Origin of the sequence: Nonomuraea sp. NPDC049129 (genome assembly GCF_040648495.1) — a bacterium.
Classification (GTDB): domain Bacteria; phylum Actinomycetota; class Actinomycetes; order Streptosporangiales; family Streptosporangiaceae; genus Nonomuraea.
This window is the reverse complement of sequence record NZ_JBEZDU010000017.1, coordinates 208,545-232,905: the sequence shown is the minus strand read 5'-3', so window position 1 is coordinate 232,905 and position 24,361 is coordinate 208,545. Positions and strand designations below refer to the sequence as shown.

The 24,361-nt window shown below is 70.0% G+C and carries 20 protein-coding genes; 9 read left to right on the top strand and 11 right to left on the bottom strand.

The annotated features are described in order from the left end of the window. Positions 1-5: 5 nt before the first annotated feature. From AB0B64_RS40965 to AB0B64_RS40945, 5 genes are all read right to left on the bottom strand, one after another. Entirely contained in the window at positions 6-1,244 is a 1,239-nt protein-coding gene (locus tag AB0B64_RS40965) for a polysialyltransferase family glycosyltransferase (protein ID WP_358184798.1), read from the bottom strand. After that, positions 1,241-2,221 carry a glycosyltransferase family 2 protein gene (locus tag AB0B64_RS40960; protein ID WP_358184795.1) on the bottom strand — a complete coding sequence of 327 codons (981 nt, stop codon included), beginning with the start codon at positions 2,219-2,221 and terminating at the stop codon, positions 1,241-1,243. The genes AB0B64_RS40965 and AB0B64_RS40960 overlap by 4 nt, the downstream gene beginning before the upstream one ends. 11 nt (positions 2,222-2,232) lie before the next feature. Continuing rightward, complete coding sequence (locus tag AB0B64_RS40955; protein ID WP_357952571.1) at positions 2,233-4,269, bottom strand: N-acetylneuraminate synthase family protein; 2,037 nt, start codon at positions 4,267-4,269, stop codon at positions 2,233-2,235. Between the two features lie 72 nt (positions 4,270-4,341). Continuing rightward, the gene (locus AB0B64_RS40950) at positions 4,342-5,007 is read right to left on the bottom strand and encodes a response regulator (RefSeq protein WP_357952572.1); all 666 of its coding nucleotides are present in this window, start codon (positions 5,005-5,007) and stop codon (positions 4,342-4,344) included. After that, positions 5,004-6,521 carry a sensor histidine kinase gene (locus tag AB0B64_RS40945; protein ID WP_358184792.1) on the bottom strand — a complete coding sequence of 506 codons (1,518 nt, stop codon included), beginning with the start codon at positions 6,519-6,521 and terminating at the stop codon, positions 5,004-5,006. Before AB0B64_RS40945 ends, AB0B64_RS40950 begins: the two co-directional genes overlap by 4 nt. A gap of 105 nt (positions 6,522-6,626) precedes the next feature. On the opposite strand from AB0B64_RS40945, the gene AB0B64_RS40940 reads away from it, so the two are divergent. Further along, a complete protein-coding gene (locus tag AB0B64_RS40940) occupies positions 6,627-7,967 on the top strand; it encodes a cation:dicarboxylase symporter family transporter (RefSeq protein ID WP_357952574.1) in 1,341 nt (446 codons plus the stop codon). Between the two features lie 40 nt (positions 7,968-8,007). Here AB0B64_RS40940 and AB0B64_RS40935 read toward each other — a convergent pair whose 3' ends face one another. From AB0B64_RS40935 to AB0B64_RS40925, 3 genes are all read right to left on the bottom strand, one after another. Then, the gene (locus AB0B64_RS40935) at positions 8,008-8,826 is read right to left on the bottom strand and encodes an SAM-dependent methyltransferase (protein ID WP_358184789.1); all 819 of its coding nucleotides are present in this window, start codon (positions 8,824-8,826) and stop codon (positions 8,008-8,010) included. Between the two features lie 77 nt (positions 8,827-8,903). Further along, positions 8,904-10,244 carry a HAMP domain-containing sensor histidine kinase gene (locus AB0B64_RS40930; protein ID WP_357952576.1) on the bottom strand — a complete coding sequence of 447 codons (1,341 nt, stop codon included), beginning with the start codon at positions 10,242-10,244 and terminating at the stop codon, positions 8,904-8,906. A 79-nt stretch (positions 10,245-10,323) separates the two neighbouring features. Beyond that, the gene (locus AB0B64_RS40925) at positions 10,324-11,811 is read right to left on the bottom strand and encodes a glycoside hydrolase family 13 protein (protein WP_358184786.1); all 1,488 of its coding nucleotides are present in this window, start codon (positions 11,809-11,811) and stop codon (positions 10,324-10,326) included. A 267-nt stretch (positions 11,812-12,078) separates the two neighbouring features. Between AB0B64_RS40925 and AB0B64_RS40920 the strand changes: the two genes are divergently transcribed. The 5 genes from AB0B64_RS40920 to AB0B64_RS40900 are packed head-to-tail and all read left to right on the top strand — an operon-like array spanning position 12,079 to position 18,857. Further along, positions 12,079-13,362, top strand: coding sequence for a maltose ABC transporter substrate-binding protein (locus AB0B64_RS40920; RefSeq protein ID WP_358184783.1), 1,284 nt, complete (start codon positions 12,079-12,081; stop codon positions 13,360-13,362). 4 nt (positions 13,363-13,366) lie between these two features. Further along, the gene (locus tag AB0B64_RS40915; protein WP_357952579.1) at positions 13,367-14,935 is read left to right on the top strand and encodes an ABC transporter permease subunit; all 1,569 of its coding nucleotides are present in this window, start codon (positions 13,367-13,369) and stop codon (positions 14,933-14,935) included. Next, positions 14,932-15,771: a sugar ABC transporter permease gene (locus AB0B64_RS40910; RefSeq protein ID WP_358184781.1), complete on the top strand. Its 840-nt coding sequence runs from the start codon at positions 14,932-14,934 to the stop codon at positions 15,769-15,771. The genes AB0B64_RS40915 and AB0B64_RS40910 overlap by 4 nt, the downstream gene beginning before the upstream one ends. 6 nt (positions 15,772-15,777) lie before the next feature. Beyond that, complete coding sequence (locus AB0B64_RS40905) at positions 15,778-17,553, top strand: glycoside hydrolase family 13 protein (protein ID WP_358184778.1); 1,776 nt, start codon at positions 15,778-15,780, stop codon at positions 17,551-17,553. A gap of 59 nt (positions 17,554-17,612) precedes the next feature. Further along, positions 17,613-18,857 (top strand): right-handed parallel beta-helix repeat-containing protein, encoded by a 1,245-nt coding sequence (locus AB0B64_RS40900; protein WP_357952582.1) that lies wholly within the window; start codon positions 17,613-17,615, stop codon positions 18,855-18,857. Positions 18,858-18,865: 8 nt separating this feature from the next. Here AB0B64_RS40900 and AB0B64_RS40895 read toward each other — a convergent pair whose 3' ends face one another. Further along, positions 18,866-19,984: a hypothetical protein gene (locus AB0B64_RS40895; RefSeq protein WP_357952583.1), complete on the bottom strand. Its 1,119-nt coding sequence runs from the start codon at positions 19,982-19,984 to the stop codon at positions 18,866-18,868. Next, positions 19,981-20,481, bottom strand: a complete 501-nt coding sequence (locus AB0B64_RS40890; protein WP_358184775.1) for a SigE family RNA polymerase sigma factor — start codon at positions 20,479-20,481, stop codon at positions 19,981-19,983. The genes AB0B64_RS40895 and AB0B64_RS40890 overlap by 4 nt, the downstream gene beginning before the upstream one ends. 145 nt (positions 20,482-20,626) lie before the next feature. Here AB0B64_RS40890 and AB0B64_RS40885 point away from each other — a divergent pair, with 145 nt between their 5' ends. After that, the gene (locus AB0B64_RS40885; protein ID WP_358184772.1) at positions 20,627-22,306 is read left to right on the top strand and encodes a family 43 glycosylhydrolase; all 1,680 of its coding nucleotides are present in this window, start codon (positions 20,627-20,629) and stop codon (positions 22,304-22,306) included. Continuing rightward, positions 22,290-22,478 (top strand): helix-turn-helix domain-containing protein, encoded by a 189-nt coding sequence (locus AB0B64_RS40880; RefSeq protein WP_358184845.1) that lies wholly within the window; start codon positions 22,290-22,292, stop codon positions 22,476-22,478. The genes AB0B64_RS40885 and AB0B64_RS40880 overlap by 17 nt, the downstream gene beginning before the upstream one ends. A 45-nt stretch (positions 22,479-22,523) precedes the next feature. On the opposite strand, the gene tnpA is transcribed toward AB0B64_RS40880, so the two are convergent. Further along, positions 22,524-22,952 (bottom strand): IS200/IS605 family transposase, encoded by a 429-nt coding sequence (gene tnpA, locus AB0B64_RS40875; protein ID WP_358184769.1) that lies wholly within the window; start codon positions 22,950-22,952, stop codon positions 22,524-22,526. A 23-nt stretch (positions 22,953-22,975) separates the two neighbouring features. Here tnpA and AB0B64_RS40870 point away from each other — a divergent pair, with 23 nt between their 5' ends. Next, positions 22,976-24,289, top strand: a complete 1,314-nt coding sequence (locus AB0B64_RS40870; RefSeq protein WP_358184766.1) for a transposase — start codon at positions 22,976-22,978, stop codon at positions 24,287-24,289. The last annotated feature ends 72 nt before the right edge of the window (positions 24,290-24,361 follow it).

The following is a 24,361-nucleotide window of genomic DNA, read 5'->3' as shown; positions in this document are numbered from 1 at the left end:
CTCGTTCAGATCGCGGAGCGGATCTTGCGGCGCAGCCGCGTCAGCGCCGTGGGCTTGGCCGTCAGCCCGAGCGTCTCCAGACGCTTGCGCTTGAAGTAGCGCGGGTCGAAGTCGAAGTCCACCGGCCGCAGCTCCGGATAGGTCTCGGCCTGCATGCAGTAACCCACGGCCCGCACCAGCTCCCGCAGATAGCCGCGCGGCGCCGGCTCGATCGTGCCGTCCGCCGACATGCGGGGCAGCAGCGCGTCGACGATCGTGACGGGCACCCGGTTGCTGTTCTCGTACGGGGCCAGCCGCTCCAGCACCAGATCGGTCCCGTACGAGGCCACCGGCAGCCCGAAGTAGCGCCCGGCCGTGATCAGGCCGGTCGAGAAGCAGCCCACGACCAGCTCGGGCCGGAGCGCCGAGAAGCACACCTCGGCCGGGACGCTCTCCCCGGCGACCAGCAGCCGCACGTCCAGCGGCTCGGCGGCGGCCCTGAGCAGCTGCGCGTGCCGGCGCCCGGCCGCCGGGTGCGGCTTGAACACGACGGTCGAGTAGCCCCGGGCGACCAGGCCGCGCAGCATCGTCTCGTGCAGCGCCGCCTCCTCCTCCGGCGTGACGATCTCCAGCGCGGACAGGTACTGCCCGAGGATCATCGCCTGCCCGGCCAGCATGTCGGGCGCGGTCGTCGCCACCTGCCGGACCACCGCCAGGAACGCCTCGTCCGGCAGGATCTGGGCCGGCACGCCGTACTCGCTGAGCAGGAGCGGCTCCAGCCCCGGCACGAGGTCCAGATGCAGCAGGCGGGTGATGCGGCGGAAGATCTCGGCGGGCAGCGGGTCGCGGGTCGGGCCGTAGCTCATCAGGCCGTCGGAGTAGACGGTGATCGGGCAGTCGCGCACCAGCCCGGCGATCGTCCGGGCGGGCGGCACGGCGATCGACTCCAGCACCAGCTCGGCCGCGTCCTCGAGCCCCAACTGAGCGCGGATCAGCCGCTCCATCATCGGCACCTCGATGACGCGGGCCTTCCAGTCCGACGGGTGCAGCGGCGCGATCAGGTCGTTCCACGAGTGGATCTCGTCGAAGCGGGAGCGCAGCACCGCGAAGCCCGGCGTCCGGTCGAGCGGGACGGTCACCTCGGGGATCGCCGCGTTGTTGGACACGATGAGGACCCGGCGTCCCTCGGCGAAGCGGCCGTCGTCGATCCCGGCCGCCAGCGACATCGCCCCGAACAGCGTCGAGGCGTAGAAGACGGTCGTCATGAGTCCTCCCGTTCGCGGCGCGGCCGCACGTGGGGGTTCGGGGGGAGGTCGGGCAGCAGGGCCCGCAGGGTGGCCTCGCGTTCCACGGACATCCGCGACACCACGTCCGCCACCAGGCCGGTGGGCAGCGTGCGCACCATCTCCGCGCCGCGCTCCTCGAACCGGGCGCGCAGCTGCGGGGTGAAGCGGTCGGCGATCTCCAGGTGGTGGGCCAGCAGCGCGCAGAAGTTCCGTACGGCCTTGGGCAGGAACTCCTCCTCGAGGTCCTTGAACACCAGCTCGAAGGCGTCGAAGAAGTGCAGCTGCCGCTCGTCGCCCACCCGCGTGAGCGACCCCGACACCATCCGCCGGTAGAACACCCCGGCCAGGGAGACCACCGCGAACGAGGCCGCCTCCCTGTGCAGCCGCCAGATCCACGGCCGGTCCTCCGCGGTGTGCAGCGAGCCGGGGAAGTGCAGCAGATCGTGCAGCGAGCGCCGGTAGATCCCGGCCCAGGCGTAGGGATAGTCGACCATGGTCCGCACGTTCGCGGGCAGGATCGCGTCCCGAGGGTTGAGCACCACGCCCCGCCGCGCCAGCGGAGCGCGGTGCACGACCCGCTTACGTCCCTCGACCTGTACGTGGTCGGCGCGGACGAAGTCGCAGCCGAGGCCCTCGATGGCCTCGACGAGCCCGGCCAGGTAGCCGGGGGCGAGCCAGTCGTCGCCGTCCATGAACGTGACGTACCGGCCCGAGGCGGCCGACAGCCCGGTGTTGCGCGCGTCGGCGAGCCCGACCGGCGCCGGATTGCGCAGGACGGACAGGCCGGGCAGGTCGGCGCGGAAGTCATCGGCGATGGCGCCGGTGGCGTCCACCGAACCGTCGTCCACGACGATGAACTCGAAGTCGCGCCGGGCGTTGCGGCAGAGCGAGGAGAGCGCGTCGGCGATGAAACGCTCGCCGTCACGCACGGGCACGATGACGGACAGAGTGGTCAAGATCGCGCTCGTCAGACGGTGACGCGGCGCAGGCGGGCCTTGGGGGCCTCCTCACCGGGGAAGACGCGCTTGACGCCGTCGCCCATGGCCTGCTCGATGATCCGGATGTCGCGCACCAGGTGCTCCAGACCCGACGGCTCCAGCGACGCGGCGTGGTCGGAGCCCCACATGGTCCGGTCGAGCGTGATGTGCCGCTCCACGCAGACCGCGCCGAGCGTCACCGCGGCCAGCGAGATCTGCAGGCCGCGCTCGTGCCCGGAGTAGCCGACGGGCACGCCGTAGCGCTCCTTGAGGGTGGTGATCGTACGCAGGTTCGCCTCCTCCGGCGGGAGGGGGTAGGTGGAGGTGGCGTGCATCATGATCAGCTTGTCGGTGCCGAGGATCTCGACGGCCTGGTCGATCTCGGAGAGCGTGGACATGCCGGTCGACAGCATCAGCGGCTTGCCCGTCGCCGCGAGGGCGCGCAGCAGCTCATGGTCGGCGACGCTGGCCGAGGCGATCTTGTGCGCCACGACGTCCATCTCTTCGAGGAAGTCGATGGAGGGCACGTCCCACGGCGAGGCGAACCAGTGCAGGCCGCGCTCGTCGCAGTACTTGGCGATCTGGCGGTACTCGTCGTAACCGAACTCGGTCCGCTCCTTGTACTCCAGATAGGTCATCTCGCCCCAGGGCGTCTGCCTGATCTGCCCCTTCTGCGCCTCGGGCACGCAGATCGCCGGGGTGCGCTTCTGGAACTTCACCGCCTGGCAGCCCGCGTCGGCCGCCACGTCGATGAGCCGGCGGGCCAGGTCGAGGTCGCCGTTGTGGTTGATGCCGATCTCGCCGATGACGTAGACGGGCTCGCCGTCGCCGACCAGCACCTCGCCGACCGCCACCGGGCCGAACCTGGGCCGCTGCCTGGTCTCAGGCGCAGGCTCCGCGGGCCGGGCCGCCACGACCCGGTCGCACAGCTCGCGTACGGCGCCCTCGCCGCCCGCCTTGGACAGCACGACCCTGGCGGCCGCCCGGACCCGCGGGTGCGCGTCGGGCACCGCGATCGGCCAGCCCACCTCGGCCATCGGGCCCAGGTCGTTGACGTCGTTGCCCACGTAGGCGACACGGGCCGGGTCGAGGCCCTCGATCGTCAGCCAGTCGCGCAGCACGACCCGCTTCTCGGCGATGCCCTGCAGCACGGGCACGCCCAGCTTGCGGGCGCGGGCGGCCACGACCGGGTTGTGCTCGGTCGACATGACCAGCACCTTCACCCCGGAGCGGCGCAGCAGCGCGATGCCCATCCCGTCGGAGCGGCTGACCAGCACCATCTCGCGGCCGTCGGAGTCGACGTAGGCGCGGTCGTCGGTGTGCACGCCGTCGAAGTCGGTGATGACCGCGTCGACGTCGATCGGCTCGGGCAGGTCCACGAACGGGGCCAGCGCGCGGGCCAGCTCCAGGTCCTCGGGGTCGTCGATCTCGATCGCGTGCCGCACCGGCACCGGCTGCACGGCGATGGTGCCGAAGAAGCGGTGGCCGTGCTCGCGCAGCCCGGAGGTGCGCATGACGTAGAACGCGCCGTTCTCGCGGAACTGCGGCTCACGGTCCTGCCTGCGCGGCCTGAACGCGGGGTCGTGGTTGATCCCGGCGCCGGCCGGGGTCCAGAGGAACTCGTGCGTCGGCAGGCCCGACACGACCGCGTCGGCCTCGCCGTCGAGCACCTTGCGCACGGCCGCCGACAGGTCCTCGGAGTCGATGAACGCACTGGTGCACTGCACGAGCACGACCACTTCCGGGTCCTCACCGAGCGTGTCGAGCGCGTGCAGGACCGCCGACTCGCTGGAGGCGGTCGAGCCGCTCAGCTCCTCCGGACGGTCCACGACGTGCGCGCCCGCCTCCTTGGCGGCCTCGGCGATTCCCGCGTGGTCGGTGCTGACCACCACCCGGTCGATCAGCTCGCTGCGCAGCGCGGCGCGTACGGCTCGGGTGACCAGGGGGATACCACCGACCGGCGCGAGGTTCTTCAGGGGAACACCCGCAGAACCGCCGCGGGCGGGAACAACGGCCAGGACTCGCAACGTGACTCCTCAGTGCTTACGGATTGCATCCCGAAGCTAGAGGCACGGATTGAACGAGCAGCATCCCCTTTATTAACTTTCCGGGGGGATCCGGTAGAGCAACTCTGGACGGCCCACTCCGCCGTACTGTGGCATCCGCACCGCGATCCCCAGCTCCACCAGGTGTTCCAGGTATCTGCGTGCTGTCACCCGGGAGACCCCGGCCGCCGTCCCCACGGCTTGCGCCGACATCCCCGCGGGGCGCCCGCGCAGCTCGGCGACGACCACGTCGAGGGTGTCGCGGGCCATGCCTTTCGGCAGCTCGGAGCGGCCGCGCAGGGTGCCGAGCACCCGATCCACGTCACCCTGCCCGACGATCTCGCAGGCCTCCTCCTTGAACCGGGCATAGCGGGTCAGCTTCTCGTGAAGTGTCGAGAAGGTGAACGGCTTGAGGAGGTACTGGGAAATGCCCAGGGACACCGCCGAGCGCACCATGGCCAGATCGCGCGCGGAGGTGACCGCGATCACGTCGCACAGCAGCCCGCCCGCCCGTACGGCCCGGCAGACCTCAAGCCCCGGCATGTCGGGCAGGTACAGGTCGAGCAGGATGAGATCGACCGGCGTGCGCCGCAGGAACCGCAGCGCCTCCCCGCCCGAGCGCACCACGCCCGCCACCTCGAAGCCCGGCACCCGGGCCACGTAGATGCGGTTGGCCTCGGCGGTGATCTCCTCGTCCTCGACCACCAGCACCGAGATCATCGGACCGGCTCCGTCGCGGGCTCGGGAACGGGCAGTCGTACGGTGAACACCGAGCCGTCCACCTCGATCGACCCGCCCAGCCGCCGCACCGCCTGCCCCACCAGCGCGAGCCCCAGGCCGTGCCCGTCGCCCTTGGTGGTCCAGCCCTTCCGGAACGCGTCGGGCGCGATCAGACCGGGCCCGTCGTCGGCCACCCTGATGAGGAAGCCGTCCGGCCCGGCCCGCAGCAGCACCTCGACCCGCGTCGCCGCGTCGATCGCGTTGTCGATGAGGTTGCCGACGATCGTGACGAGCTCCCCGGCGTCCAGGCCGAGGTCGTCCAGCTCGCTGTCCTCGCTGATCACCAGCTCGCCGCCGCGCTCGGCCGCCTCCGCGCTCTTGCCCAGCAGCAGCGCGGCCAGGACCGGCTCGCGTACCGCGCCCATCACCCGGTCCGTCAGATGCTGCGCCGCCCGCAGCTCCGCGGTGCCGAACGCCACGGCCTGCTCCGTGCGGCCCAGCTCCACCAGTGTGATGACCGTGTGCAGCTTGTTGGCCGACTCGTGGGCGGCCGACCGGAGCGACTCGGCGAACCCGCGCTCGGCGTCCAGCTGTCCGGCCAGCGCCTGCAGCTCGGTGTGATCGCGCACGGTCACCACCGTGCCCAGCCTGCTGGCCGCGCCGTTGACGGCCAGCACCCGGTCGCCGACCAGGTGCACCCGCTCCTCCTGGCCGGCGTCCAGCACCTCCGACAGGCCCAGCTCGTCCAGGTGCCGCCCTTCGGCGTCGGCGGGCAGGCCGAGCAGCTGCCGCGCGGCGTCGTTGCAGAGCGTCAGCGTGCCGTCCTTGCCGACCAGCAGCAGCCCCTCGCGTACGGCGTGCAGCACCGCGTCATGGTGCTCGTGGATGCGGCCCAGCTCGGCCGGCCCGAGCCCGTGTGTCTGCCTGCGCAGCCGGGCCGTCACCAGCCAGGTGCCGGCGGCGCCGAGGGCGAGCACGACCAGCGCGATGAGCCCGGTCCAGAAGAGCAGGCCGCGCAGCCTGGCGCTCACTCTCTCGACCTTGATGCCCGCGCTGACCAGCGCCCGCACCGGGCCGGTCGCGCCGTGCGCGCGGACCGGGGCGACCGCCCGCACGGACGGGCCGAGCGTGCCGGTGTAGGTCTCCGTGAACGTCTGCCCGCGCAGGGCCTGGTCGATGTGGCCGAGGAAGCGCTTGCCGATCTCCGCCGGGTTGGGGTGGGTGTAGCGGGTTCCGTCGGGCTTCATGATGGTGACGAAGTCGACGCCCGTCTGGGTACGCACCTGCTCGGCGAACGGCTGCAGGCGGCTGGTCGGCGACGGAGCGTCCAGCGCGGCCAGCACGTCGGGCGAGGCCGCCACCGCGGTGGCCGCCGCCCTGGCCTGGGCCGCCGCCTCGGCCGTGACGAGGTTGCCGGCCAGCACGGAGACGAGCGTGGCGGCGCTCACCAGGGTGAGGACGACAACGAACAGTTGCAGGGCCAGCATCTGGCCGGCCAGGGTCCATCGGCTCATGGGAATCTCTTCAGTGTACGAAACTTACGCAATGGTGACCTGCGTCACCACAGAGCGCATATTCGCATGGTTAGCAGTCTCGTCCATACGACCGGAGACCGTCCCATGCGTCGTGATCGCACCCACCTTCTCTACATGGCCGTCATCGTGGCGGTGCTGCTAGGGATCCTGGTCGGATTCGTCTGGCCGGACGTCGGCAAGGAGCTCAAGCCGCTCGGCACCGCGTTCGTCAACCTCGTCAAGATGATGATCGGCCCGATCATCTTCTGCACGATCGTGCTCGGTGTCGGCTCGGTCAGCAAGGCGGCCAAGGTCGGCAAGGTCGGTGGCCTCACCATCGGCTACTTCACCATCATGTCCACCGTAGCCCTGATCATCGGACTCGTGGTCGGCAACTTCATCGACCCGGGCTCAGGGCTGCACCTCACCGACGCGGCCAAGCAGGCCGCGGAGGCCGAGGCGGCCAAGGGGGCCGCCGCCGGATCGACCGACTTCCTGCTCAGCATCATCCCGACCACGCTGGTGTCGGCGTTCACCGAGGGACAGACGCTGCAGACGCTGCTGGTCGCGCTCCTCGTCGGGTTCGCGCTGCTGGCCATGGGACCCAAGGCCGCGCCGATCCTGACGGCCGTCGAGCACATCCAGCGGCTGGTGTTCCGCATCCTCGCCATGATCATGTGGGCGGCGCCGATCGGCGCGTTCGGCGCCATCGCCGCCGTCGTCGGCGCCACCGGCCTGGACGCGCTCAAGGCCCTGGGCATCATCATGGTCGCCTTCTACATCACCTGCCTGCTGTTCGTCGGCCTCGTGCTCGGCCCGCTGCTGTGGATGGTGGCCAAGGTGGGCATGTGGCCGCTCTTCCGCTACCTGGGGCGCGAGTTCCTGCTGATCCTGTCCACGTCGTCGTCCGAGGCCGCGCTGCCCAGGCTGATCGCCAAGATGGAGCACCTCGGCGTGAGCCGTACGGTGGCCGGCATCACCGTGCCGACCGGTTACTCCTTCAACCTCGACGGCACCGCGATCTACCTGACCATGGCCACGCTGTTCGTCGCCTCGGCCACCGGAGCGCCGCTGTCGTTCGGTGAGCAGATCGCGCTGCTGCTGTTCATGATGATCGCCTCCAAGGGCGCGGCGGGCGTGACCGGAGCGGGCCTGGCCACGCTGGCCGGTGCTCTCCAGTCGCACCGGCCGGCGCTGGTCGACGGCGTCGGCCTCATCGTCGGCATCGACCGGTTCATGTCCGAGGCCCGCGCCCTGACGAACTTCGCCGGCAACGCGGTCGGCACCATCCTCGTCGCCACCTGGACGGGGGATTTCGACAAGGAACGAGCCGCCGAGGTGCTCGCCGGCAACGCGCCGTTCGACGAGTCGACGCTGCTGGACGAGGACGAGCGGCCCGAGCCGCCCGCGGCGGACGACGAGCGGCGGGAGATGTCGCCGGTCTGAGCCGCTGGTCGCCGCAAGCTCTGCTCCGTCGTCAGATGGGTCAGAGCTTGCGGCCGATGCCCGCGTAGCCCATCCGCGCCATCTCGTCGTCGAGGAAGATCGTCTCCTGTGGGTCGTTGAACGGCCAGCCGACCTCCGGCCCCAGGCCGCTGGCCAGCCCCGGCGGGATCAGCTCGAAGTCACCGAAGAACCGGGCGATCTCCGCGCCGGGGCGCGGGCAGAACGGCGAGTTGGCCTTCTGGTAGAACTCAACGATCTTGGCCACCCGCTCCGGCACGACGTCGTTGCCGACATGGGAGATGGCCAGGTAGCTGCCCGGCGCCAGCGCGTCCCGGTAGGCGGCCACGAACTCCTGCGGGCGGTCCTCGTCGGGCACCAGGTGCAGGAAGAACATCATGAGCACCGCGACCGGCTGGTCGAAGTCCAGCACCGACAGCACCTCGGGATGCCGCAGGAGCTTCTCCGGCTCGCGGCCGTCGCCCAGCACCATGGCGACCTTCTTCGGGTCGGCCAGCAGGGCGCGGCCATGCGCGGCGACCACGGGGTCGTTGTCGACGTAGACGATGCGCGCGTCCGGCGCGAACCGGTGGGCGACCTCGTGCACGTTCTCCGCGGCCGGGAGGCCGGAGCCGAGATCGAGGAACTGGGTGATGCCCTGACGGCACAGGTATTCGACCACTCGCCCGATGAACTTGCGGTTCTGCCTCGTGCCCTCTCTGACCTCGGGGAGGACGCTCATCACCAGTTCGGCGAGATCCCGGTCGGCCTTGAAGTTGTCCTTGCCACCGAGAAAGTAGTCGTACATCCGCGACGCATTGGGGATGTGCGGGTCCACACCTTGCGGCGCTTGTTCCGTCATGTGCCCATGATCTCGGACAAACAATCAGGAAATCCACCGTTTCATGTCACAAGGTGACTAACGGGAGGTGGATCGTGTCACACGGCAGGCAGCCTCAGGACGAAGCGGGCGCCGCCGCGACACTCCTCGACGTGGATCTCGCCGCGATGCGCCACCGCCACGTCGCGCGCGATGGCCAGGCCCAGGCCGGTGCCGCCGGAGTCGCGGCTGCGGGCCGCGTCCAGGCGGGTGAAGCGCTCGAAGATGGACTCGCGGTCGGCCCGCGCGATCTCCACGCCGTCGTTCTCCACGGCCAGTACGGCCATGTCCCCGTCCCTGGTGACCGCCACCTTGACGATGCTCTCGGCATGGCGCTGGGCGTTGTCCAGCAGGTTCGTCAGCACCCGGGCCAGTTGCAGGCGTACCCCCTCCACCACCACGCCCTCGTCCAGCATCAGCTTGACGGGCAGCCGGTCATTGCGGGTTGACAGCTCGTCGCGGACCAGGACGGCGAGATCCACCCGCTCCTTCACCACGTCCACGCGGGAGCCGATCCTGGCCAGCAGCAGCAGGTCGGTGATGATCGCTTCGAGCCGGTCGGTGTCGCGCAGCGCGCTGTCCACCAGCGCGATGAAGTCGGTGTCCTCGGGGTAGAGCTGGGCGCTCTCCAGCTGCGCGCGCAGCCCGGCGATGGGGGTACGCAGCTCGTGCGAGGCGTCGGAGGCGAACCGGCGCTGCTGGTACGCCGAGCGTTCCAGGCGGGCCAGCGTGCCGTTGACGGACCTGGCGAGCTGGGCGACCTCGTCCTTGCCCGGCGGCTGGCTCACCCGGCTGCTCAGGTCGCTGGCGTTGACCGCGTCGAGCTCGGCCCGCATCGCGCCCACCGGCCGCAGCGCCCGGCCCATGACCAGCCAGGTCGTCCAGGTGGCCAGCGCGATGAGCACGAGGATCTCGGTGAGTACGACGGCCTCCAGGATCCTCGTGTCCAGCAGGCCGGGGGTGGTGCGCCCGGCGTACACGACGTTCGAGGTCGGGGACGGCGACGTGCGGACGGCCGTCAGGTGGACGCACTGCCTCGGCAGGCAGTGCGTGGTGCTGATGACCCGGTTGTCCGCGGTGGGCCAGACGTCGCTGAGCGGCGGCAGGTTGCGGGCCGCGTCGCTGGTCGCCACCACCTGACCGGTCGGCGTGACGACCTGGATCAGGTCGACGGAGGGGTCGATCAGCGGCATCGCCGCGCCCAGCGGGAGGTCGCCCACGCGCCACTCGGCCGCCACCTGCTCGGCGGTGTCCCTGGTCTGCTTCCACACGTTCGCCTCGACCACGGACCTGGCCACGAGGATCGTGCCGGTCCCCACGGGAATCAGCACAGCGGTAGCCACCGCGGCCGCCACCAGCGTGATGCGGCCGCGGAGAGAACTCGCCCATAGGCGTGACATCAAATCGAGGCTACTAACGGCATTTACCCCGATATGTCGGACAAGGGGAAAGTTTGTCCCATTCTCCAACAGCCCCGTGTCAGTGCTGGAGCCACACCGTGGTGTCGGGCGGCAGGGTGCCGTCCGCGGTGAGCGGGCCGCTCGACAGCAGCACCTCGCCGGTCACCTCCACCGGCTGGTCACTGGTGTTCAGCATGACGACCAGGCCGGGCGAGCGCTCGATGGCCAGCACGTCCTTGGGCGAGTCGAGCCAGGTCAGCGTGCCGCCGCCGAGTGCCGGGTGGGCCTTGCGCAGGCGCAGCGCGGTCCGGTAGAGGTTCAGCGTGGAGCCGGGGTCGTCGTGCTGGGCCTCGACCGACAGCGCCGCCCACGAGGCGGGGATCGGCAGCCACGGGTCCTGCCAGCCGAGGCCGGGGGCGGTGGTCCACGGGATCGGCACCCGGCAGCCGTCGCGGCTCTCGCCGCTGCGCAGGAACGCCGGGTCCTGCCGCAGCTCGTCGGGCAGGTCGAGCACCTCGGGCAGACCGAGCTCCTCGCCGTTGTAGAGGTAGGCCGAGCCGGGCAGCGCCAGCATCAGCAGCGTGGCCGCCTTGGCCCTGGCCAGGCCGCCGTGGCGGGTGACGTGCCGGGGCTTGTCGTGGTTGGACAGTACCCAGGTGGTCGGCGCGCCCACCAATTCCGCCTCGGCCAGCGCCTTCTCGATGACCGCGCGGAAGGACTTGGCGTGGAAGTCGGCCAGCAGGAAGTCGAAGTTGAACGCCTGGTGCAGCTCGTCGGGGCCGACGTAGCGGGCCAGCCGCTCGGGGGAGGACACCCACGCCTCGGCGACGGCCATCCGCCCGCCGGGGTAGGAGTCGAGGATCGGCCGCCACTCGCGGTAGATCTCGTGCACGCCGTCCTGGTCGAAGTACGGCACGCGCTCGTCGCCGAGCATCTCGGCCTGGCGGCCCTCCTTAGGCCCCACGTCGGGCAGCCCGGCGGCCTTGACCATGCCGTGCGCCACGTCGACGCGGAAGCCGTCCACCCCGCGCTCCAGCCAGAACCGCAGGATGTCGCGGAACTCGGCCCGCACCTCCGGGTTGTCCCAGTTGAGGTCGGGCTGTTCGGGCGCGAACAGGTGCAGATACCACTGCCCGTCGGCCACCTGGGTCCAGGCGGGGCCGCCGAAGATGGACTCCCAGTCGTTGGGCTCGTCCCGGAAGATGTAGCGGTCGCGCAGCCCTGCCTGGAACCACGGGTGCCGGTCGGAGGAGTGGTTCGGCACCAGGTCCACGATCACCCTGATGCCCCGCTCGTGCGCGTCGGCGATCAGCCCGTCGAGGTCGGCCAGCGTGCCGAACATCGGATCCACGTCGCGGTAGTCGGCCACGTCGTAACCGCCGTCGGCCATCGGCGAGGTGTAGAAGGGGCTCAGCCAGATGGCGTCCACGCCCAGCTCGGCGAGGTAGTCCAGGCGTTCGCGCACGCCCGGCAGGTCTCCCATGCCGTCGCCGTTCGCGTCGGCGAAGCTGCGTGGGTAGACCTGGTACACGACGGCGTCCCGCCACCAGTCGTCGTTGCCGAGCATGGGGGTCCTTCCGGGGTTTGTCCGTGATGTCTGGTGCAGGATGGCCTGCATGGTTCAGTGGGGTCAAGTGTAAGTTGCGGAAAGTTGCAGATGGGGCCCCACTTCTCCGCCGCGTTCGGTTGGCGAGGTCAAGGGAGTATCCAGCGGGTCTGGATCGGGTAACGCTCTTTCGCAAGTTCTTCCAAATTTTGCAAAGAGTCGCTAACGTCCCGGAAACATAAGCCGCGAAAGCGGTCAATTGCTCCCTCCGTGACCTCAGGAGGTCCCATGCGCAAGCGAGCCCTGGGTGTGGCCGCTCTCACGTCCCTGGCATTAGCCGCCACGGCCTGCGGCGGTTCTCAGCCCGGCACCCCCTCCGCCGCCCCCAGCGGTTCCGCCGCCGCCTCCTCCTCGGCCCCCGCCGACAAGGGCAGCGGCAAGCTGGTGATCTGGGCCGACCCCAACCGAGTCAAGGCGCTCAAGCCCTTCGCCGAGCAGTTCGGCACCGAGAACGGCGTGACCGTCGAGGTGAAGGAGATCAGCAAGGACAACCAGCAGACCTTCCTCACCGCCTCCCAGCAGGGCAGCGGCCCGGACATCATGGTCGGCGCGCACGACTGGATCGGCAACCTGGTGCAGAACGGCGCCATCGACCCGGTCAACCTCACCGACGCGCAGAAGGCGGCGTTCCCGGAGATCGCCATCAAGGCGGTCACCTTCGACGGGCAGGTGATGGCCGCGCCGTACGCGGTGGAGAACATCGCGCTGATCCGCAACACCAAGCTCGCGCCCGAGGCCCCCGCGACGCTCGAGGACATGGTCAAGAAGGGCAAGGAGCTCAAGGCGGCGGGCAAGGTCAAGGAGGTGCTCTGCCTGCCGGTGGCGCAGAAGGGCGACGCCTTCCACGTCTACCCGATCTTCGCGGCGGGCGGCGGCTCGCTGTTCGGCACCACCGCCTCCGGCGACCCGGACCCGAAGAAGGTGCTGCTCGGCTCGCCCGACTCGGTCAAGGCGTTCGGCAAGCTGAAGGAGCTGGGGGAGAAGGGTGACGGCGCGCTCAAGACGTCCATCACCAACGAGAACTACATCGCCAGCTTCGCCGGTGGCAAGTGCGCGTTCCTGATCTCCGGACCCTGGGCCATGGGCGATGTGAAGAAGGGCGGCATCAGCTACGACATCACGCCCGTCCCGTCGTTCAAGGACGGCAAGCCCGCCACCCCGTTCGTCGGCGTCCAGTCGTTCTTCGTGGCCTCCAAGGGCAAGAGCAAGACCCTGGCGCAGGAGTTCGTCGCCAACTACGTGACCAACAAGGACGTGGCCAAGGCCCTGTACGCGGCCGACCCGCGGCCCCCGGCGCTGACCGAGGCGCTGCAGGAGGTCGGCGCGACCGACCCCGACGCGGGCAAGTTCATGGACGCGGGCAAGAACGGTATGCCGATGCCGGCCATCCCCGAGATGCAGGCCGTCTGGGAGCCGTTCGGCATCGCCGAGGCGGCGGTGGTCAAGGGCGGCGACGCGGCCAAGGCCGCCGAGGCCGCGCAGAAGGCCATCGACAGCTCGCTCAAGAACTGACGTCATGTCCCTGGACGTGCGTGCGGCCGCGGGATCCCATGCTCCCCCGCGGCCCCGCCGCGAGATCACCACGGCGTTCCTGGTCAGCAGAGTCGTGGTGCTCGCGGTGGCGGCGGCGCTCCTGGTGTACGCGGCGCCGCCCCTGATCGCCGCCGGGTCGTGGCCCGCCCTGGCGGTCCTCGGCCTGGCCACCGCGGCCATCGCCTACCTCTACCTGACCCGCCGCTTCATCCCGGCCAAGTACCTGATCCCCGGCACCGTCTTCCTGATCGCCTTCCAGGTGTTCCCGGTCCTCTACACGGTCAGCACGGCGTTCACGAACTTCGGCGACGGCCACCGCGGCGACAAGCAGGCCGCCATCACGGCGATCGAGACCGGCTCCGTACGCCAGGCGCCCGGCTCACCCGAGTACAGCCTGACCACGGCGCTCAAGGGCGACCGGCTGGTCTTCCTCCTCGTGGACCCGAAGACCAAGCAGGTCCAGGCCGGCGACCCGGCCGGGCTCGCGCCGGTGACCGGTGCCGAGGTGGGCGTGACGGGCAAGGTGCTGCGGGCGCCCGGCTTCACCGTGCTGACGGCACCGCAGGCGGCGGCCAGGGCGCAGCAGATCGCGGCGCTGGCCGTACCGACCCGCGGCGGCCTGATCAAGGCGAACGGCCTGAGCCGCGCGGTCGAGGGCCGCTCGGCGCTGGTCTATGACGCGCGCTGCGACTGCGTCCAGGGCGAGGGCGACCGATGGAAGGCCGACGAGGGGCAGGGTTACTTCGTCAACGCCGCGGGCGCGCACCTCGCGCAGGGCTGGCAGGTGAGCGTCGGCTTCGCGAACTTCACCCGCGTCCTGACGAATCCCACGATCTCCGGATATTTCATCGGGGTCTTCGGATGGAACGTGGTGTTCGCCCTGGTATCCGTGGCGGCCACGTTCGCGCTCGGCATGGCCGTGGCGCTCGCGCTGCACCATCCGCGCATGCGCGGCACCCGCTTCTACCGGATCGCGCTGATCCTGCCGTACGCGATGCCCGCCTTCGCGATGCTGCTGGTCTGGCGGGACATGTTCAACCGCGACTTCGGGCTGATCAACCAGCTGTTCGGGCTGGACGTCGACTGGATGGGGCAGCCGTCCACCGCCAGGTTCGCGGTCATTCTGGTCAACCTCTGGCTGGGCTTTCCATACATGTTCCTGGTGACCACGGGCGCGCTGCAGGCCATCCCGCGCGAGCTGACCGAGGCGGCCTCCATCGACGGGGCGACGCCGTGGCAGGGCTTCCGCAAGGTGACGCTGCCGCTGCTGCTGGTGGCGCTGACGCCGCTGCTGATCTCGTCGTTCGCCTACAACTTCAACAACTTCAACGCGATCGCCCTCACCAGCGAGGGCGGCCCGTTCCCGGCGGAGAGCCCGCAGGTGGGGGCCACCGACCTGCTGATCACCTACACCTTCCGGCTGGCGTTCGGCACCTATGGCGCCCAGTTCGGCTTCGCCGCCTCGATCTCGGTGTTCATCTTCGCGATCGTGGCGATCATCTCCGCGGTGGCCTTCCGCCGGACCCGCAGACAGGAGGAGGTCTACGCATGAGACTCGCGCTGCGGCACGTGTTCGTGCTGGTGGTGTGCGCGTTCGCGGTCTTTCCGATCCTGTTCGTGGTCTCCGCCGCGATCAACCCGCTGGGCACGCTGGCCTCCACCGACCTGCTGCCGACCGGGGCCAGCCTCGGGAACTTCGCCGACCTGTTCACCTCCGACCGGTATCCGTTCGCCAGGTGGTTCATCAACTCGGTGTTCGTCGCGCTGACGTCGTCGTTCGCCAGTCTGCTGCTGTCGATGTTCGCCGCCTACGCCTTCAGCCGGATGCGCTTCCGGGGGCGCCGGGTCGGGCTGCTGGCGCTGCTGCTCATCCAGATGTTCCCGCAGTTCCTGGCCATCGTGACGATCTTCATGATCTTCACCAAGGTGACCGAGCTCTATCCCGCGTTCGGCTTCAACACCGTGTGGGGGCTCATGCTGCTCTACCTGGGCGGCGCGCTGGGCGTCAACACGTGGCTGATGAAAGGCTTCCTCGACACTGTCCCCAAGGAGCTCGACGAGGCGGCCACGGTCGACGGCGCCACGCACGCGCAGATCTTCTGGCGGGTCATCATGCCGCTGGTCACGCCGATCCTCGCGGTCACCGCGCTGCTGGCCTTCATCGGCACGATGAGCGAGTTCATCATGGCCAACGTCTTCCTGCGCGATCCCGAGAGCAAGACACTGGCCGTGGGCATGTACGGGATGATCGCGGGGGACCAGCGCAACGCCAACTTCGGCATGTTCGCCGCGGCCACGCTGCTCACCGCCGTCCCCACGGTCGGCGTGTTCCTGTGGTTGCAGAAGTACATCGTCTCCGGGCTCACGGCCGGTGCCGTCAAGGGATAGGTCTCATTGCGCTTCCTCGGCGAGCCGCATCACGACGGCTCCGCTCTGTACGTCTCCACCCAGGCGCCGGCGCCCGGCTCGACGGTGACGGTCCGGCTGCGGGCGCCGCTGTCGGCCGGGATCACCGGTGTGCACGTCCGTACGGTCCGCGACGGCGAACCCCGCTTCACCGCCGCCTCACCCGACACCCCCGGCTCCGTTGGCGGGTACGGCGAGACGGACATCTGGTGGCGCGCGGACCTCGTCGCCGCCAACCCGGTCACCCCCTATCGCTTCCTCCTGCACACCACGTCCGGCCAGGCGTGGCTGACCGCGGCCGGGCTCGTCGCGCACGACGTCACCGACGCCACCGACTTCCGGCTGGTCTGCCACGAGACGCCGCCCCCGTGGCTGGCCGACGCGATCGTCTACCAGATCTTCCCTGACCGTTTCGCCAGGTCCAGGCCGATGCGGGAGCTGCCGGACTGGGCGCTGCCGCGCGACTGGGACCGCGACCCGGTCATCCCCTCGGGCCCCGGCACGTCCCAGCAGTTCTACGGCGGCGACCTCGACGGCATCGTCCAGCGTCTTGACCACGTCCAGGCGCTCGGCGCGGACACCGTCTACCTGACACCGATCTTCCCGGCCCGCTCCAACCACCGCTACGACGCCGCCGACTTCGACCGCGTCGACCCCCTGCTCGGCGGAGACGAGGCGCTGCACCGGCTCGCCGACGCGCTGCACGCGCGCGGCATGCGGCTGATCGGCGACATCACCACGAACCACTGCGGCCAGACGCACCCCTGGTTCACCGCCGCGATGTCCGACGCGGGCGCGCCGGAGCGGGAGATGTTCTACATCGACCCCGCCACCGGCGACTACGAGTCCTGGTACGGCGTCAAGTCGCTGCCCAAGCTCAACTGGGGCGGCGACCTGGTGCGGGCGCGGATACCGGCCGTACTGAAGAAGTGGCTGGGCCCGCTCGACGGCTGGCGCGTCGACGTCGCGAACATGACCGGCAGGCACGGCCGCGACGACCACAACCACGAGATCGCCGCCCTGCTGCGGCGCGAGATCGGGCCCGGCGCGGCGCTCATCGCCGAGCACTGCCATGACGCCTCGCCCGACCTGGACCGCGACGGCTGGCACGGCACAATGAACTACGGCGGCTTCACCCGGCCGGTGTGGGCCTGGCTGCGCTCGCCCGACCTGGAGCTGGCGAACTTCCTCGGCGTGCCCGGCGGGGTGCCGTCGCGTGACGGGCTCCAGACGTACGCGACGTTCCGCGCCTTCGCCTCCCACCTGTCGTGGCGCTCGCAGGCGCACTCATGGCAACTGCTCGACTCGCACGACTCGCCGCGCATCCGCACCGTGACCGGCTCGGCGGAGCGCCACCTCGTCGCGCTCGGGCTGCAGGCCACGCTGCCGGGCACGCCGATGGTGTTCGCGGGCAGCGAGTTCGGGCTGACGGGGGTCAACGGCGAGCACGCGCGTACCCCCATGCCCTGGGACCGGCCCGCCGACCAGGACCTCGCGACGCTGGCCGCCTATCGGGAGCTGCTCGGCCTGCGCCGGGCCGAGCCCGCGCTGCGCCACGGCGGGCTGCGGTGGCTGCACGCCGACGCCGACTGCCTGGTCTTTCTCCGGGAGGCCGCCGAGGAGTCGCTGCTGGTGTGCGCGCGCAGAGCACCGGGCCAGGCCATTCCCCTTCCCATGCGTGCGGCAGGGGTTTATAACGCTTCTGACACCGATGTGTTGCCGGGTGATGGCCCTTCGCTGCGTGTCTGGCGCCTCGCGCGGTGACGCGCTAGCGTGGGCGGCCCCCCATCGTTCAGATTTAAACTAGATAGTGGTGTGTTCGCATGAGGTTGCTCTCCGTGGCCGTCATCGCCTCGCTCGCGCCCGCCCTCCCGGCCTCGGCCCTGGCCCGCGCGGGCACCACCTACTACGTCGATTCGCGGACGGGCGACGACTCGGCTGCCGGGACCAGCGCCACCAAACCCTGGAAATCCCTCGAGAAGATCGGCGCCGCCGACCTCAAACCCGGCGACGCGGTCAGCGTCAAACGCGGCAGCAAGTGGACGGGCACCCTCACCCTGAGCGCCAAGGGCACGGCGGCCAAACCCATCGTCATCCAGCCGTACGGGACCGGCCCCATGGCGAAGATCTCCGGCATGGACGGCAACTGCGTCGTCGTGACCGGCAACCACTGGCGCATCAGCGGCCTGCGCGCCTCCGGCTGCCAATGGGCGGGGTTCGAGCTGAGCGGCGACGGCAACGAGCTCGTCGGCGTACGGGCCGACCGCAACATCGCCGGAGTGCTGGTCACCCCCAGCGGCTCCCGCAACGTCATCAGGGACAGCACGCTGACCTCCAACGCCCGGATGAGCGTGAACGACTCCGAGCCCGACAACGACTCCGGGGCGTTCGGCATCCTGCTGAACGGCGACGACAACACGGTGACGGGCAGCACCATCACCGGCAGCTACGCGCCGAGTAACGACTATGGCTTCGACGGGGCGGCGATCGAGATCTTCGACGGCGACCGCAACCTGATCACGCACAACACCGCCCGCGACAACGAGACGTTCACCGAGCTCGGCGCCCGCAAGGGGAAGACGGCCGCCGGGAACGTGTTCGCCTTCAACGTGGTCACCTCCTCGCGCAAGCATGGATCGTTCCTGATCACCCGTGGCCCCCAGCACATCGTCGGCCCGGTGACGGGGACCATCGCGGTGCACAACTCGGTCTACCTGCCCGCGCGCGAGACGATCGGCTGGTCCTGCCACGGCGGGTGCTCGCCGTCGATACTCAAGCTGCGCAACAACGCGATCTCGGTCGGCGGTGAGGCCGGGTACGAGGACGGGAAGGGCGCCGACGACGCGGGCGGCGTTTACAAGGGGCGGACGTACGCCTTCAAACTGGGGCCCAAGTCGGTGAAGGCGGACCCCCGCTTCGTCTCCCGTACTGACCTGCACCTACGGCCCGGTTCGCCGGCGCTGGGCCGGGGCGTCCGGCTCGGTGCCGCGTGGTTCGGCCGGGCGTCGGGCGGCACGGACATCGCGGGCCTGCCCGCCGCCCCGAACGCCGGCGCCTTTCAGCGCTGAAACCCTGTTCAGCGCTTTTCTTGGGTCTGCTGCCAGATCTCCACGCCCGCGTCGTCGTAGCCGATGATCTGGAAGCGTTCGTAGATGATGCTGCGGGCGCGATCGTGCGTCCCGGCGAACAAGCGGATGCCGAGGTTCCACGGGTCCGGCCGGGTGACGGCCGACAGGGAACGGCCGTCGCCGAAGAGCAGGGTGACCCGGGCGGTCTTCGCGCTGGCGATGCCCAGCCAGCGCTTGTCGTGCTCGGCCAGCTCCACGGGGTACTTCTTGCCGCCCATGTCGGTCATCAGGCGGTCGGGATCGACGAGATTCATGACGACGGTCTGTCCGTTCAGCTTCCAGAGCAGCGTCTCGCCGGGCACCTTGTAGAGACCTACGGACAGACCTCCCGGCATCCGCACGGCCGGGCCGACCGGCTGGGCCTTTTCCTCGGGGAAGATGGCGGGCTCGTTCTTGATCCGTGCCACGATCTGGCCCTTGGCATCCGTGAACTCGAACGCCGTCACCGTCTCGCTCGTGGGCGCGGACACGGTCCAGATGCCCTGGGGAGCGCCCTTCGGCCGGTGGATCGTCCCGGTCACCCGGTCGCCGCCCTCGATCAGGGCGGTCACGCGGGCGACCTCGGGCCGCGCGGTGCCGAAGAACATCACCACGCCCGTGGACGGATAGGGGAACGAGTCGGTCGAACTCTGCTTGGTGGCCTTCCGGTCGTCGAGCGGCTTGCCGCACCCTTGCGTCGTGACGCCGGTCCTGCTCTCGTAGGACTGGCAGAGGAACGTGCCCGTCTTACCCTTGGCGTACCAGAGAGTCAGGGGCCGCTCCTCGGACGGGTTGTCGATCAGCAGACGGTCGCCCATCGGAGTCTTGCCCTCCATGACGTCCCAGCTGCGGCGTGGGTCGATGGTGCCGGTGGCGACGTCGCCACCCTGCTGCCCGCCGGTGGCCGTCAGCGTGACCGGCAGGGCCACGGCGGTGACGGCCAGTGCCACGACGAGGGCCTGCCGGCGCGTCCTGCGCCGCCGCGACCGCGACACGACCTCCGCACGCAGCCCGAAAGGCGCCTTCGGCGCATGCTCGGCGGCGTGGCCGAGGGTCGAACGCAGGTGGGATTCCAACTGGTCGGTCATGCGGGGCTCCCGTCGATCGCTGAGGGGTGGGGCACGGTGGAACGGAGCTTGGCCAGGCCGAGCGACGCGTGACTGCGCACGGTCCCCCGGGAGATGCCGAGGACGCCGGCGATCTCCTCGTCGGCGAGGTCCTCGTAGTAGCGCAGGACCAGTACGGCCCGCTGCTTGCGCGGCAGGCCGGCGAGCGCCTGCCACAGGTCCTGCTCGATGCCGGAGGGCAGCACGTCGAGCTGGGCGGTCTCGGGCAGCGCCCAGTCGAGCCGCTCGCGCCTGCGCAGCCGCCAGACGCTGATGTGCAACCTGGCCATGATCATCCTGGTGTAGCTCTCGGGAGCCTGCTTCTGGCGCACCCGTGGCCAGGCCCGGTGCAGCCGGATCAGCGCCTCCTGGGTGAGGTCGGCCGCGTCGTGCGGGTTGCCGCTGAGCAGGTATCCGTAGCGCAGCAGGGCATCGGCCCGTTCCGCGACGAAGTCCTCGAAGCGCGAAATTTCATCCAATGGCCTATGCCTTTCCTTGGTCCGTCACGGCATAGACGGGCCGAGGGGCCGAACCGTTGAATCGGATCTGGATCGGAGCGGCGACGGAGGGCGTGCCAGAATAGCGGGGAAACGTTTTCTCAGCTGGCTGCGGGAGCTTGGACACATGGCAGACGAACCGGCCGGGCGGCTCACGTACCGCAACCCCGTGCTCAACGCCGACTGGCCCGATCCGGACGTCATCCGCGTCGGTGAGACCTACTACCTGGTCACGTCGAGCTTCAACCGCGCCCCCGGCCTGCCTGTCCTGCGCTCGCCCGACCTGTTGCGCTGGGAGCTGATCGGCCGCGCGCTGCCCGCCGTGCCACCGGCGGAGCACTTCACGGTGCCCCGGCACGGCGGCGGGGCGTGGGCGCCCTCCATCAGGCATCACGACGGCCTGTTCTGGATCTTCTACCCCGACCCCGACCACGGGGTTCATGTGCTGACGGCGACGGACCCCGCCGGGCCGTGGTCGGCGCCCCACCTCCTGCTCCCCGGCCCTGGGGTGATCGACCCCTGCCCCCTTTGGGACGACGACGGGCGCGCCTGGCTGGTGTTCGGGTGGGCGAAGAGCCGCAGCGGCATCAGCAACCGGCTGTCGCTGGTGGAGATGACGCCGGACGCCCGCGAGATCATCGGCACACCCGTCACCGTCATCGACGGGGACGCCCTGCCCGGCTACTCGACGCTGGAGGGGCCCAAGGTCTACAAGCGCGACGGCTGGTACTGGATCTTCGCCCCGGCCGGGGGAGTCGCGACCGGCTGGCAGTCGGTGTTCCGGTCACGGTCGCTGGCGGGCCCGTACGAGGACCGCGTCGTCCTGGAGCAGGGCGACACGCCGGTCAACGGGCCGCACCAGGGGGCCTGGGTCACCACACCGGAGGGCGAGGACTGGTTCCTGCACTTCCAGGACCGTGGCGTGTTCGGCAGGGTGGTCCACCTGCAGCCGATGCGATGGGGGGACGACGGGTGGCCGGTGATGGGGGCGGACGGACATCCCGTCCTGGAACACCCGGCCCCGGCGCGCGCCTCGGCGGCGGTCCTTCACTCGGCACCCGCGCTGGGACCGCATCCGGCTCCGGCCCGTGCTTCGGCGCTGGACCCTCGCCCTGCCTCGGCTCGTGCTTCGGCGCTGGACCCTCGCCCGGCCGGTTCCGGGCAGGCGGAGCCGGGGCGGGACGACGACTTCCGGGCGGGGGAGCTGGGGCCGCAGTGGTACTGGCAGGCGAATCCGGCTCCCGGCCTGCTGCGTCTGGACGGCGACGGTCACGCCAGACTGCGCGCGGTGCCCAACGACGAGGGCAACCTGCGGAACCTGCCACAGGTGCTCGGCCAGCAGGTGCCCGGTGTGGCCGCGCGGTTCACCACCACACTCCAGCTGGCGGCGGATGAGCCGGGGACCAGAGCCGGAGTGGTCGTGCTCGGCGCCTCTTACGCGTATGTGGGATTGGCGCGCGACCGTGACGGGCTCAGCGTCGAGGTCCGGACGTACCAGGACGGTGATGAGGGCGAGGTGACACGGTTCAGCGCACGGCTGCCCGACGAGACCGCGATCGTCGGGCTACGGATCGACTCCGACGGCGCGGGGGTCTGCGTGCTGCGCTTCCGCCACCGCGGTGGCAACGGCGGCGCTGATGAGAGTGGCGCTGGTGACGGCTGGGTCACCGGATTCGAGGGGTTCCAGGCGGAGCAGGGACGGTGGATCTCGGCGGAACTCGGCCTGTTCGCGGCCGCCCCGCCCGGTTCGCCCGGCGAGGGCACGGCCGTCTTCGGCCCGGTGACCATCCATCCCCGCGCGCGTTGACAGCAGCTCCGGCTTCGCCGAGCTGGAACGCCGCGGGTTCTTCCTGGTCAAGCAGGCACCCGAAACGGCGGCCGCCGCACTCGGAGTCAGCCGCTTCACCATTTACCAGAATGTGGGCCAGTGCTCCGGCGTTTACACCGGGGGTGAAGGCCCACGCGGGAGTGCCCGCTAGGGCGCGAGCGTGCCCTGACCTTTCAGGTTTTGTCGGCAGTTTCGCTCACACGGGTCGTTTCTGCTGCTCGATGTACTGCTTGAGCACGGTGAGTGGCGCCCCGCCGACCGACCCGGCGAAGTAGGAACCAGACCAGAAATGTCCGCCCCAGAGGTATGTGCGGACGTGTGCGCTGTATTCCTTACGAAGGATCCGGGCCGAGACCCCTTTCAGCGAGTTGACGAGTTTGGACAGGGCGACCTTGGGCGGGTAGTGGACCAGCAGGTGGACGTGGTCGTGCTCGCCGTTGAACTCGCGCAGTTCGACCTCGAAGTCGGCGCATACCTCGCGCATGAGTTCCTCGCAGCGAATCAGCATCTCGTCGGTGAACACCCCACGCCGGTACTTTGTCACGAACACCAAATGGGCATGAAGGTGGTAGACGACATGTCGTCCCCTTCTCACATCGGGATTCGGATTCCATCGCGGTGACATAAACCAAACGATACGATCAGCGCGTGGAGCAGGTGAAGCGGACTCGTGCGCACGTGGCGCGACTCGACCTCAGCCCAGCCCAGGAGGCCGCTTTGGACGGTCAAGCCCACACCGCGCGTGCCGTGTGGAACCTGCTCCATGAGTTCACCACCTTCCGCCAGGCCCGCCTCGCGTCGCTGAGGGAGTGTGACGCGGCGATTCGGCAGGCCCGCCAGGAGATCGCGTGGATGGGGCAGCTGCCCGCTCAGGCCGCGCAGGCGGTGCTGAAGATCTACCGGCAGGCGTGGGCGAACTTCTTCAACCCCGACCACCCGGCCGAACGCCCGACGTTCAAGGCCCGGTTCGGGTGCCGGATGGCCGTGGACGTCCCCCAGGCCCGCGACTTGCGGATCACCCGGATCAGCCGCAGGTGGGGTGCGGTGAACCTGCCCAAACTCGGGCGGGTGAGGTTCCGGTGGACGAAAGACCTGCCTGGCGTCACCAAGGGCGGCCCGTCTGGGAGGGTCACTGGGGCTCGCCTGGTGAAACAAGCCTACGGGTGGAACATCGTCTTCCGCATCGAGCTGCTCGTTGCCGCTCCCGTGCCGCACACCGGGCCGAAGGTCGGCATGGACCGGGGCATCGCGGTCGCCCTGGCTCTGTCCAACGGGGAGCATCTTCGGCATGGTCCGTGGCTCAGTAGCGGGCAGCGTGAGCGGCTGTTGCGTCTGGAGCGCAAAAGCGCCCGTCAGCGTGCCAGCCGCAGGAAAGGTGCCCCGGTCTCCAATCGGGAACGCCGCACCTATGACCAGATCGCCCGGCTCCGCGCGACAGCCAAGCGCCGAGCCGTCGACTGGCAGCATCGGAGCACGACCGACCTCGCGCGGCGGTTCAGTGGGATCGTGGTCGAAGACCTGAACATCACCGCCATGATGGCCTCGGCGTCCGGGACGGTGCGGCAGCCGGGGCGGGGCGTCGCCCAGAAGCGGGGCCTGAACCGCTCGATCGCGGGTGAGGCGTGGGGCCGGACGGTGGAGTTGCTGACCTACAAGGCCGCCGACCGTGGCGGTCTGGTCGCCACGGTCGACCCGCGCGGCACCAGCCAGGAGTGCCACCGCTGCCACACCACCACGAAAGGATCGCGCGAGACGCAGGCGCGGTTCGTGTGCAAGAACCCGGCGTGCGGATGGATCGGCAACGCCGACACCAACGCCGCCCGAAACCTGCTTCATCGGTACAACTCTGCCGCCGGACGGGCGGTCACAGGACGTGGAGACTCCGCGATAGCGGGGCCTGTGAAGCGTCAAGCATCCTGTCCCACAGTCTCGCCCGCACCCGCGCTGCGAGCTGCTGCGTAAGCAGCACAGGAACCCTCCACATCTATTTATGTGGAGGAGCACATCAAAACTACCTCAACGAGCTGAACGGCT

Bases quoted from the DNA above. Each gene is read 5' to 3' on its own strand.
- AB0B64_RS40935 (WP_358184789.1), bottom strand. From the start codon at position 8,826: ATGACGGAACAAGCGCCGCAAGGTGTGGACCCGCACATCCCCAATGCG.
- AB0B64_RS40895 (WP_357952583.1), bottom strand. From the start codon at position 19,984: ATGACCGACCAGTTGGAATCCCACCTGCGTTCGACCCTCGGCCACGCC.
- AB0B64_RS40940 (WP_357952574.1), top strand. From the start codon at position 6,627: ATGCGTCGTGATCGCACCCACCTTCTCTACATGGCCGTCATCGTGGCG.
- tnpA (WP_358184769.1), bottom strand. From the start codon at position 22,952: ATGTCACCGCGATGGAATCCGAATCCCGATGTGAGAAGGGGACGACAT.
- AB0B64_RS40915 (WP_357952579.1), top strand. From the start codon at position 13,367: ATGTCCCTGGACGTGCGTGCGGCCGCGGGATCCCATGCTCCCCCGCGG.
- AB0B64_RS40910 (WP_358184781.1), top strand. From the start codon at position 14,932: ATGAGACTCGCGCTGCGGCACGTGTTCGTGCTGGTGGTGTGCGCGTTC.
- AB0B64_RS40930 (WP_357952576.1), bottom strand. From the start codon at position 10,244: ATGTCACGCCTATGGGCGAGTTCTCTCCGCGGCCGCATCACGCTGGTG.
- AB0B64_RS40900 (WP_357952582.1), top strand. From the start codon at position 17,613: ATGAGGTTGCTCTCCGTGGCCGTCATCGCCTCGCTCGCGCCCGCCCTC.
- AB0B64_RS40925 (WP_358184786.1), bottom strand. From the start codon at position 11,811: ATGCTCGGCAACGACGACTGGTGGCGGGACGCCGTCGTGTACCAGGTC.
- AB0B64_RS40965 (WP_358184798.1), bottom strand. From the start codon at position 1,244: ATGACGACCGTCTTCTACGCCTCGACGCTGTTCGGGGCGATGTCGCTG.
- AB0B64_RS40920 (WP_358184783.1), top strand. From the start codon at position 12,079: ATGCGCAAGCGAGCCCTGGGTGTGGCCGCTCTCACGTCCCTGGCATTA.
- AB0B64_RS40885 (WP_358184772.1), top strand. From the start codon at position 20,627: ATGGCAGACGAACCGGCCGGGCGGCTCACGTACCGCAACCCCGTGCTC.
- AB0B64_RS40945 (WP_358184792.1), bottom strand. From the start codon at position 6,521: ATGAGCCGATGGACCCTGGCCGGCCAGATGCTGGCCCTGCAACTGTTC.
- AB0B64_RS40950 (WP_357952572.1), bottom strand. From the start codon at position 5,007: ATGATCTCGGTGCTGGTGGTCGAGGACGAGGAGATCACCGCCGAGGCC.